This window comes from Sporosarcina koreensis (assembly GCF_042655825.1).
Lineage (GTDB): Bacteria > Bacillota > Bacilli > Bacillales_A > Planococcaceae > Sporosarcina > Sporosarcina koreensis.
Genome location: NZ_JBHSNP010000029.1, coordinates 456,346 through 466,562 on the forward strand (window position 1 = coordinate 456,346; position 10,217 = coordinate 466,562).

The 10,217-nt window shown below is 44.4% G+C and carries 12 protein-coding genes; 6 read left to right on the forward strand and 6 right to left on the reverse strand.

Features of this window, described 5'->3' with window-relative positions:
* Positions 1-112: 112 nt before the first annotated feature.
* Entirely contained in the window at positions 113-664 is a 552-nt protein-coding gene (locus ACFPTP_RS18050) for a hypothetical protein (protein WP_381447714.1), read from the forward strand.
* Here the strand turns inward: ACFPTP_RS18050 and ACFPTP_RS18055 are convergent.
* Positions 661-939 carry a hypothetical protein gene (locus ACFPTP_RS18055; RefSeq protein ID WP_381447716.1) on the reverse strand — a complete coding sequence of 93 codons (279 nt, stop codon included), beginning with the start codon at positions 937-939 and terminating at the stop codon, positions 661-663. The genes ACFPTP_RS18050 and ACFPTP_RS18055 overlap by 4 nt on opposite strands.
* Positions 940-1,010: 71 nt before the next feature.
* Here ACFPTP_RS18055 and ACFPTP_RS18060 point away from each other — a divergent pair, with 71 nt between their 5' ends.
* The 4 genes from ACFPTP_RS18060 to ACFPTP_RS18075 all read left to right on the forward strand — a co-directional run bounded on the left by ACFPTP_RS18060 (position 1,011) and on the right by ACFPTP_RS18075 (position 4,125).
* Positions 1,011-1,325: a CHY zinc finger protein gene (locus ACFPTP_RS18060; RefSeq protein WP_381447718.1), complete on the forward strand. Its 315-nt coding sequence runs from the start codon at positions 1,011-1,013 to the stop codon at positions 1,323-1,325.
* Positions 1,326-1,670: 345 nt separating this feature from the next.
* Positions 1,671-1,898: a FeoA family protein gene (locus ACFPTP_RS18065; RefSeq protein WP_381447721.1), complete on the forward strand. Its 228-nt coding sequence runs from the start codon at positions 1,671-1,673 to the stop codon at positions 1,896-1,898.
* The gene (gene feoB, locus ACFPTP_RS18070; protein WP_381447723.1) at positions 1,895-3,904 is read left to right on the forward strand and encodes a ferrous iron transport protein B; all 2,010 of its coding nucleotides are present in this window, start codon (positions 1,895-1,897) and stop codon (positions 3,902-3,904) included. Before ACFPTP_RS18065 ends, feoB begins: the two co-directional genes overlap by 4 nt.
* 20 nt (positions 3,905-3,924) lie before the next feature.
* Positions 3,925-4,125 (forward strand): FeoB-associated Cys-rich membrane protein, encoded by a 201-nt coding sequence (locus tag ACFPTP_RS18075; protein ID WP_381447725.1) that lies wholly within the window; start codon positions 3,925-3,927, stop codon positions 4,123-4,125.
* A 55-nt stretch (positions 4,126-4,180) separates the two neighbouring features.
* Here the strand turns inward: ACFPTP_RS18075 and ACFPTP_RS18080 are convergent, their stop codons facing one another.
* The 5 genes from ACFPTP_RS18080 to ACFPTP_RS18100 all read right to left on the reverse strand — a co-directional run bounded on the left by ACFPTP_RS18080 (position 4,181) and on the right by ACFPTP_RS18100 (position 8,257).
* A complete protein-coding gene (locus tag ACFPTP_RS18080) occupies positions 4,181-4,531 on the reverse strand; it encodes a VOC family protein (protein WP_381447728.1) in 351 nt (116 codons plus the stop codon).
* Positions 4,528-5,562 (reverse strand): S-adenosylmethionine:tRNA ribosyltransferase-isomerase, encoded by a 1,035-nt coding sequence (locus tag ACFPTP_RS18085; RefSeq protein WP_381447730.1) that lies wholly within the window; start codon positions 5,560-5,562, stop codon positions 4,528-4,530. The genes ACFPTP_RS18080 and ACFPTP_RS18085 overlap by 4 nt, the downstream gene beginning before the upstream one ends.
* On the reverse strand, positions 5,562-6,290 hold the full coding sequence (locus tag ACFPTP_RS18090) for an SDR family oxidoreductase (protein ID WP_381447732.1): 729 nt from the start codon (positions 6,288-6,290) through the stop codon (positions 5,562-5,564). The genes ACFPTP_RS18085 and ACFPTP_RS18090 overlap by 1 nt, the downstream gene beginning before the upstream one ends.
* A 191-nt stretch (positions 6,291-6,481) precedes the next feature.
* Positions 6,482-7,129 (reverse strand): response regulator transcription factor, encoded by a 648-nt coding sequence (locus tag ACFPTP_RS18095; RefSeq protein WP_381447734.1) that lies wholly within the window; start codon positions 7,127-7,129, stop codon positions 6,482-6,484.
* A gap of 12 nt (positions 7,130-7,141) precedes the next feature.
* The gene (locus ACFPTP_RS18100) at positions 7,142-8,257 is read right to left on the reverse strand and encodes a GAF domain-containing sensor histidine kinase (RefSeq protein ID WP_381447736.1); all 1,116 of its coding nucleotides are present in this window, start codon (positions 8,255-8,257) and stop codon (positions 7,142-7,144) included.
* 195 nt (positions 8,258-8,452) lie between these two features.
* Between ACFPTP_RS18100 and ACFPTP_RS18105 the strand changes: the two genes are divergently transcribed.
* A complete protein-coding gene (locus ACFPTP_RS18105; protein ID WP_381447738.1) occupies positions 8,453-10,099 on the forward strand; it encodes an SLC13 family permease in 1,647 nt (548 codons plus the stop codon).
* Positions 10,100-10,217: the final 118 nt, after the last annotated feature.

A 10,217-nucleotide genomic window follows, 5' to 3' on the forward strand; every position in this document is an offset into this window, starting at 1 on the left:
TGTTTACGTAAATCATCCGCAACATCTCTTATTCACTTTACATGATTTGCTAGATAGTGAAAAAACGGAGGATTGCATTCGAGCTGTACAAACAGTGAGCGGAAGCCCGAATATGACGGTCGCCGCTTCTTTCTTCATGCGGCGTGTCGGAATGTTCATTAATATGCAGCTGTATAACTTGTCGGTCTATGACGAAATTTGGGATGGCGATGCTGCGAAGTTTTCTTTTGGGGCAGTTGAAGAGTATGGAAATCGTACGGTGAGTACATTTATCAATGAAAGCGATTGGCAGGAGGTGGATGAAAATGAACATCGGGATGTCACCCGGAACATTTTGCTGCAAGCAGACAACATCATCCGACAAATACGTACAGTCGCATCCGTCTCTCCGCTGACGCTTTGGGAAAACATCTTCGGCTTTTTACTATGGCAGTATCATGTCTTGCTGAATGATCCTGGCTTGAATGAAGAAGCGCGAAACGATCTGGACATATTAAAAGAGGACGAGACATGGAAAGATATCGCACGCAACTCTTTATTCAAAGCATTTTTGAAAGGAAGGGAGCCGTCCGAACTGCTGAATACGACAGTCCGGACGACATGCTGTTTGTCGAAAGACGTACCAGGGCTAATGCAATGCGGATTTTGTCCACTCAAAAACTAACTTGCCCGGTAAGCCAAATATGATTGTTTAATGGAATAAAGGACACCGATGGCTGCTCCCGAATAAAAGAAGCCCATAAAAATTCCTGCAGCCAAATTATCGCGATGGCTGATGAATATGGATAAAATCAATGCTGCCACTGTGGCAATCGTCGACAACCAGCTTGAGTGTACGCCGAACAACCATTTAGCCGCTAAAACAATCAACAAAACAACCGGAACCGCCCAGATTGCATCCCACATATTCGTGTGGATGATCGGATATTCGGTAAACATGAAAATCAATCCTTTTTTAACTAAAGGATTTCCGGAAGTGTCCAATTTATTCATTTTGAGGAGGTTTATCAATGATACATGTAGCGGGCAATGTCATAGATAGCGAGACGCGTTGTACGCATTATCATTCTGAGCTTGATATTATTGCCATCAAATTTTATTGCTGTGATACATATTTTCCTTGCTACTCTTGCCACCAGGAAGCTGGGTGCGGCAACCATAAAGTTTGGCCGAAAGAGAAATTTGGTGAGAATGCAGTACTTTGTGGTAAATGTAAAAATGAATTGACGGTTACTCAGTATAAGGATAGCGGATATAAATGTCCTTCTTGCGGTGCAGATTTTAATCCAGGATGTGGGTTGCATAAGCATTTGTATTTTGAGTGAAAATCGCCCTGTCCGCGCAGGCTCAAAAAATTCACGGTAATTACGCAAAACTGCCAAGGAACGTACAAAATCATGTAATCACGCATAACTTTTCGCACTCGCAAATAACTATTTTTTTGCGCATTTCGGAATGGTTATGTGTTTTTTTGACGCCACTATGCGCAACCGGCGAGGTTTTATGAGGGTTTTATGCACTTTATACTCAGTTCAAGGAATGTGCTTGTCCCTCTTTCAATTTATGTTTCCACTAAAATCTAATTGACACTGATAATCATTATCATTTATAATACAACTAGTAAAAGCGGCAATCCAATTGTCTGCAAATCGGAATAATGAGGTGTCCCTATGCAATTAACGGATATTCCGGTCGGAAAACGGGTTCGGATCACTGACCTGAGTCGAATGAATGGTCTTGTGCAGCGTCGATTGCTAGACCTCGGAATTTTGGAAGGCGCGATTATCAATATTAAAAGAAGTTTGCCGTTAGGAGGCCCAATCGCAATCGAGGCGAAGGGGCAATTGATCGGAATCCGCCGCAGTGAGGCGAGAATGGTGAGCGTGGAAATTCTATGAATACGATTGCTTTAGCTGGAAATCCGAATACTGGTAAAACCTCCTTATTTAATAAATTGACAGGCTCTTATGAATACGTCGGAAACTGGACGGGCGTTACGGTCGAGAAAAAGGTTGGCATCTTGAAAGATAAAAGTGCATATCTCGTAGACCTTCCGGGTGTTTATTCCCTCAATCCTTTATCCAAAGACGAAGGGGTTGCAACCAATTTTCTATTGTACGAAGATTGCTCCGCTATTTTAAATATCGTTGATGCATCCCAATTGGAACGGAACTTGTACTTAACGCTGCAGCTGTTGGAATACGGGAAACCTCTTATAGTTGGACTGAATATGGTGGATGTCGCAGAAGGTCGTGGGATTCAAATTGACAAACGGTTGTTGGCGGAGCGGTTAGGATGCCAAGTAGTCCCTGTTGTCGCCCGCTCCGGTACAGGTTGCGGGGAATTGGCCAATTCGCTGTCCTTCTCCAACCCAGTGCAGAAGCCACTAAAGCTGGATTACGGAATCGTCTTGGAAAAAGCGATTGCTGAAATCAGTTCCTTACTCAGTTCAAAAGAAGGGTTGCCGCCAAGCAGATGGTTGGCCATCCAATTTTTCGAGGGAAATCAGTCGGTGCGCCAATTGCTCACCCAGCATATTCCGGAAGCACGATTGGAAGAACTTCATTCACTTGTAGAAACAGAAATCAAAGCGAAAACCTCGTCTAGATCACTAGTGCATCATATCCATGTGGTACGCAGCCATTACTTGCAAGCATTGCTCCTCTGCTGTGTGAATGAAACTGAAAAAGTTGCAGTCACCTTGACAGACCGGATCGACCGGATCGTCACCAATCGGATTGTCGGCTTGCCGATTTTCCTATTGCTCGCTTATTTCATTTTCAAGATCACCTTCGATTGGTTAGGCACACCGCTTTCCGATGGGCTGGATCAATTAATTACAGGGCCTATCACGGATGGGCTAACCTACTTCCTAGAACTTGTCGGGGCAACGCCTTTCATCGAAGCGCTTATTTTGCAAGGAATTGTAGCGGGTGTCGGGGGCGTTCTCGTGTTCTTGCCGCAAATCTTCATGCTATTCCTCTTAATCTCGTTCATCGAGGACTCCGGCTATATGGCTAGGGTCGCAATGGTAATGGACAAAATCATGGAAAGCATCGGCTTGAACGGTAAGGCTTTTATTCCAATGATCATCGGATTTGGCTGCAATGTCCCGGGCATAATGGCTGCGCGGACGATTGAGCAGCCGAAGGAACGTCTTCTCACAATCATCTTATCGCCATTGATGTCCTGTTCTGCACGGCTTACGGTGTATAGCCTATTCGTCGGTGCATTTTTCAAACAAAACCAGGCGTTGATCGTGCTATCTCTATATTTATTGGGAATCCTCCTTGCACTATTATTGGCAAAAGTCTTTTCCAGCACGATTCTCAAGCAGGAAGATTCCTTTTTCGTCATTGAATTGCCTCCCTACCGCCTGCCTCAATGGAAAACGTTATTGCAGAGCACATGGGAAAAAGGGAAAGGTTTCGTGAAGAAAGCTGGCACATTCATCTTCGGCGGCTCGGTCATCATTTGGTTTTTGACCTACGCGGGTCCAAGCGGATTAGATGTCCCAATGGATAAAAGCTTTCTAGCGATGATAGGCGGAGTTATCGCACCGCTCATGCAACCGCTCGGTTTTGGCAATTGGCAGGCAGGCGCAGCATTGCTGACAGGCTTCTTAGCAAAAGAAGTTGTCGTTTCGACAATGAACATCATCTATGTGGCACCTGACTTGGCAACGTTGAAAGGGGTAATGTCTGACTTCTTCACTCCTCTTTCGGCATACAGTTTCTTAGCTTTCATCCTGCTGTACGTCCCGTGCCTCGCTACTGTTGCAGCAATTAAAAAGGAAACAGGATCGACAAAATGGACATTGTTCTCCATCGTCTACGCGCTTATTATCGCCTATGTGGTGTCGATCATCATCTATCAAGGCGGACGGCTTTTGGGATTCCATTAAAATGAAAGAAGGATGGTCTTATGATATTTAGCATTATCGCAGGCGTGCTCATTTTCGGATATGCAGGCTTCACGCTCTATCGATTCGTCAAACGCAGCAAAATGGGCAAATGCGCTGGATGTGCATTGAGCAAAAACTGTTCTTCAGCCTGCTCCAGCTCCACACCGCCCGTTCCATTGAAAAATAATGTGAAGAATAATATAAAAGCAGAAAACCAATGACAGCCCACTCGTCATTGGTTTTTCATTATTTAAATTGTACTTTCTTTTATTCTAATTAACATTGAACCAGCTCTATCACCTCACCATCAAGGCCCTCATAAAAAACAGCAACCAAACCATTTTTCAAATTGTACGGGCCTTCTGAAGGTAGTAGTCCCTTTTCTCTTAGCCTCTTCATCCAACCCTCTATGTCATCGACTTGCCACGCTAAATGGACTGAATTGGATGGGGCTGCGATGTCCTTTGATTCAATTAATTCGATTCTCACATCTTCATTTTTCAGAAAAGCAATTTTCTCGCCGTTCAATGTCAGGAATTGCTCAATTGCAAACTCAAACATACTTTCATAAAATCGAATGGATTCATCTAAATTCCCAACTTCAATCCCGCCGTGATGCCACCTCACCTTTTCTCCCCCATTGGCAGGATCAAGTTCATATCACCAAACTCATGCCAAAGATATCCCGCTGATAACACTTCCTCGTAAGTTTTCATAAGAATGTCTTCATCAACAAACGCAGTGAGTAAATCCAGATGACTTGCCTCTGGCTCATGAAAGCCTGTCAACAGCCCATCCACGGCTCTTAATGGATATCCTTTTTGAATATAGAGGCGCGTAGATCCTTCCTGTGCTTCAACAATTCCCTCGTTTGTAACCGCAGTTTCAAGTGCCCGAACTACTGTTGTTCCGACCGCGATGACACGTCCGTTATTTCTTTTCGTTTCGTTAACTAATTCTGCTGTTTCTTCAGGGATGCAAAATGCTTCTACATGGTTAGTTGGATTTGGCCAGCGGTCATTCCCGTAATAACTTAATCCGGCATGCAGCTGCAAATATGCGATGTTGACTCCCTTTTGCTTTAATTTATGGAGCAGCCCATAGGAAATCGCTCTCCCCGCTGAAGGCATCTCCACGGAACCCGGCACGGAAGCATACACAGTCTGGTACATCTCTAACGGCCATGGGGTTTTAATATATTCATAATACAGCGGCTCCCCGTATTGATAAATAACATCATATAACTTCAACCCGCTCTTCGAAAAAGAAAGAATAACCAAAGGCGATTCATTTCCTGTTCCTATAACTGTGGCTGTTAATTCTCCGGGTAAGTATATCTTTTCCCCGACTGTATAGTTTCCTACGACAAGTGCTTCCCATTCATGGTCGGTTACTTTACGAGATAGCCGAATTTCAATCGGTTGCTCCCTCTTTCTTCCTTTCAACACAGCCGGAAGGGTACGGCTATTATTTAACACGAGCAAGTCTCCCTCGCGCAAAATGGAATCCAGTTGATAAAAAAGATGGTGATGGCTTTCCCCTGTAACACTATCGAGTGTCAGTAAACGGACATGGTCCCGCTTCATCCCTCTATATTCTGCAGGGGTACTCGCATTTAAATATGCAGGCACTTGGAAGGGACGAGTATCTGTCATCATCAGACTTCCCTCTTTTCATTTAAAAAGGATTGTGCCTCAATTCTCATTCCATTCACTTCCATGGATTCATCTAAGGCAATGGATAAAATTACGTTCGCCACGTCATTCGGATCCCCTAATTCATAATCGCAATCCGGAACAGCTATCTCGTGCATTTCCGTATCCATCTCCCCTGGATCGACCATACACACACTAACCCCCGTCTCCTGCAGTTCATCGGCCCAAGTTTGTGTTAAACCTTCTACTGCGAACTTGGAAATACCGTAAGCACCCCATTCCGCAAATCCTGTTTTTCCTGCCTCCGATGTTAGATTAAGGATTCTCCCTTTATTTCTAGTTAACATCCCCGGTAATACATGTTTCGTGACGAGGAATGGGTTCAACGTATTCACGCGAAGCACTTCTTCAAAGTTATGATCGGGATAATCCACTAACAGTGTAGGTCCCGGTCCAAACACGGAAGCATTATTAATTAACACATCAACCCTTCCATATGCTTCTTGCGCAATCGATACAAAACGTTCAACATCCTTCGCATTCGAAACATCAGCATTGATTGCGACGACTTCCGCCCCAAGGTCCTGTGCTTCCAACTCCACTTTGCGAAGCAGCTCTTCTCCTCTTGCACATATGGCAAGTCGTACTCCTTGCTTTGCAAATGCCAATGTCAACGCTCTGCCAAGACCTTTTGATGCCCCTGTGATCATAACGACCGGTTTTCTATTCATGTCATCTCCCGCTTTCTTTATTGTTCTTATATTTATTTTAGGGAGTAAGGGCATTAGAAGCATCGTAAGGATGACTGAAAACCTCTACTAAAAAAAGAGGATATGGGTATACAACTTTTGAATGAAGAATACTTCCCCTCCAATTAGAAAAAGAGCTTTCGATGAATACTCCGTCGAAAGCCCTTTCCTATTTAGTCACCGCTCGATTCAGTTAACCCATACTTCACTGCATAAAGCACAGCTTGCGTCCGATCCTGAACGAACAGCTTCGGAAAAATATTGGATATATGCGTCTTCACGGTTTTTTCCGATACAAATAATGACGATGCTATTTCCCGATTTCTTTTTCCTTTCGTTAGCTCCACTAGCACATCCAGTTCGCGTGGGGTCAATGGGTTGAGGATATGCGGCGGCACTTCCTTTTGTGACCTTATCTTCATAAGATGCGTTGTCGCATGCGGATGAATTGTGTTTTCCCCTCGCATAATTTGTCGAATACACGTAACGAGTTCATCTGGTTCAATGTCTTTCAATTGATATCCTGCGGCTCCCGCTTCAATTGCCGGAATGACATGATCTCGATCAGAAAAACTTGTTAAGATGAGTACCTCGACTTGCGGATAACTTTCCTTTATCTGCTTCGTCGCTTGAATCCCATCCATGACAGGCATCATTAAATCCATGAGTACAATATCAGGTTGAAGTTCCGCCGTTAATTCAACAGCTTCTTTTCCATTTTTCGCTTCTCCAATCACCTGTATATCATTCTGCGTTTTTAAGAAAAAAAGCAATCCTCTTCGAACGACGTGATGATCATCTGCAATTAGAACCTTTATCATTCCGTTCACCTCTCAATAGGGTATGCGGACTAATATTTCCGTCCCTCTTCCAATTTCACTGTCCCAATCAATCGAACCTCCTGCATTCTTTGCACGGTCTTTCATGCTTTGCAATCCCATTGAAGAAAGACGAATTTCGTGATTGATTAAAAATCCATGACCATCGTCTTTAATCACAAGTAATACATCACTCTGCGTTACATTCAGATATATTTCTGCCACAGTGACGCCAGCATGCTTCCGGATATTATTCAACGCTTCCTGTGAAATGCGAAATAATGCCTCTTCTACACGTGAAGGAACATTAATGACCCCAGATACATTGGAATGCACAGATAAACCTAACATCTCCCCGTATCCTTTGATTGCTTCAAGCAACCCACTTTCAAGTCCACTTGGACGGAGCTGCCATATTAATGCCCTCATTTCATTTAATGCTTGCTGCGATAAGTTCTGTATTTCCTTGAACGTTTCTTTTATTTCCGCTTGGGCGGTCATTTCTGCTCCGCCTCTTGCCGTCAATGTCACCGAAAACAATAGCTGGTTGACGGAATCATGTAAGTCCTTCGCTAGACGATTCCGTTCTTGCAATAGCGCTATTTCCTGCTCTTGTTTCGTTAACAGAATCCGTTTAATCGCTGACCCCAATTGAAACGCCAGTGATTCAAGCAACTCAAGCTCTCCTTTTGAATATATGACCGTATTCGGCGAAGCGACATTCACTAGACCAAACCGTTCTTGACCTGATTGGAGTGGAACCGTTGCGTGATGTGTAATTCCTCCATTGTCACCGATCTTTGCAGCAAGTACATTTTCAATACGCTGGCACTCAATAATATTGGATGCCTTCTCCAACTTGCCTTCACGATATTTGGATACACACCAACAGCCTCCATTTTTTAATTGGCTGCACCCGTTTTGCGCTAGTGCCTCAGGCAAATTTCCACTTACAATCAGTTCTTGCTTCCCCTTGTCGGAAATGAAAAAAATCCAACCTGTTTCAAAGTTTGTTCCTTGTAAAAACTTTCGAAGCGCACCTGAAAGCATCGTCTCTATTTCAGTTTCCTCATTAATAAACTCCGCAATTTCCTTTAACAATCGGACATTCAAAAATTCTGTTGGATGCATAGTAGCGCCTCCGTCTCCTTATATAGTTCATATGATATCACTCAATGAATCTACCCGCCCCCTACTTTTGACTGAATACGTAGTTATATAAAAGAATTCCAAACGGTTTTTTTATAGTCTTGTTCCATATGTAATTGAATAGTATACTCGAAATACGTAAAAATTTTAATAATTACATAAAGGGGGAATTCGACAATGTTTTCATCGACATGGAACCGGTTATGGGACATGCACGATCAGGTGAAAGACTTGTTCCGTTTCTTTTTCCGACCCGATTCGTCGGAGATGGCGTCCGGCGGCGGAGGCGGACAGAAAGTCGGTGTTGGAAATGAAGGCGGCGGGCGTGATCCGCGCAGCTATTCACCTGCACAATTGATCGGGTTGGTGCTAGGACCGCTATTATTCTTTCTTACTCTCTTATTTTTCAAGCCTGAAGGACTATCACCTGAAGGAGTCGCCATTTTGGCAAGTACGATGTGGATTGCCACATGGTGGATTACGGAAGCGATTCCGATTCCGGTCACTTCATTGTTGCCGTTAGTTCTGTTCCCTTTGTCGGGCGGAATGGAAGTGAAATCGACCGCTTCGGCTTATGGGGATGAAACGATCTTTTTATTCATGGGAGGCTTCATGATCGCCCTTGCCATGGAAAAATGGAATTTGCACCGCCGGATTGCATTGACGATCATTTCAGCGATCGGGACGAATATGGACCGCATCGTGTTGGGCTTCATGGTCGCGACCGGATTCCTATCCATGTGGATTTCGAATACGGCGACAGCCATGATGATGGTGCCGATCGGCCTTGCTATCATCTATCAAATCTCGGATGCGCTGAAGGACGATCCTTCCATTGATACGTCGAAAGAGAATTTCGGGTTCGGCAAGGCGCTGATGTTGGGGATTGCCTACTCAGCTTCCTTGGGCGGAATTGCGACATTGATCGGGACACCGCCGAATACATTGCTTGCTGGCGCAATCAATAAAATGTATGGCATCGAGTTATCCTTTGCAAAATGGATGATGTTCGGTGTGCCGCTTGCTTGGAGCTTCATATTTATCGCTTGGTTCTATCTTGTGAAGTTCGCTTACCCGTCAAAAATCAAGACGCTGCCTGGCGGACGGGGCATTATTGATAGTGAGAAAAAGAATTTGGGCAAAGCTTCTGCGGAAGAAAAAATTGTTTTGACCGTTTTTATATTAGCTGCATTCTCCTGGATCACGCGGACGTTCCTGCTTTCCAAATTTATCGATGGGCTAAGTGATGGCGTCATCGCCATGTTGTTCGCAATTATTTTATTCATCATCCCATCGGTCAACAAGAAAGGCGACCATCTGCTTGATTGGAATACGGCTGTCAAATTGCCGTGGGGCATTCTTTTGCTGTTCGGGGGCGGTTTGGCAATCGCCGCCGGGTTTGTCAGTTCCGAACTGTCCGTTTGGATCGGGTCCCAATTGTCGGGATTGAGCGGCGTTCATATTCTCGTTGTCATTCTAATCGTAACAACACTCGTCATCTTCTTGACGGAAATCACGTCGAACACTGCAACAGCCTCCATGATGTATCCGATCATGGCGTCGCTTGCAGTTGCATTAGGCTTCCATCCATTTGCACTCATGATTGCTGCCGGTGTAGCCGCATCTTGCGCATTCATGCTGCCGGTCGCGACTCCACCGAACGCCGTCGTATTCGGATCCGGCTATTTGCGGATTCCCGACATGGCGAAAGCAGGTTTCGCACTCAACATCATTGGAATCGTTCTCGTGACAGCAGCCATCTATGTCTTGTTGCCGCTATTCTGGGGCATCGATTTGACAACTATTCCGGAAACATTCAAGTAAAAAAACAGGGCTATAGACTGACCTAGCCATATGAGACACATATAAAACACCTTGATTAGGCTGCCATTACACCATATTTTGCAGGTGTCAGGTAGCCTAATTTTTCTTGGATACGTTC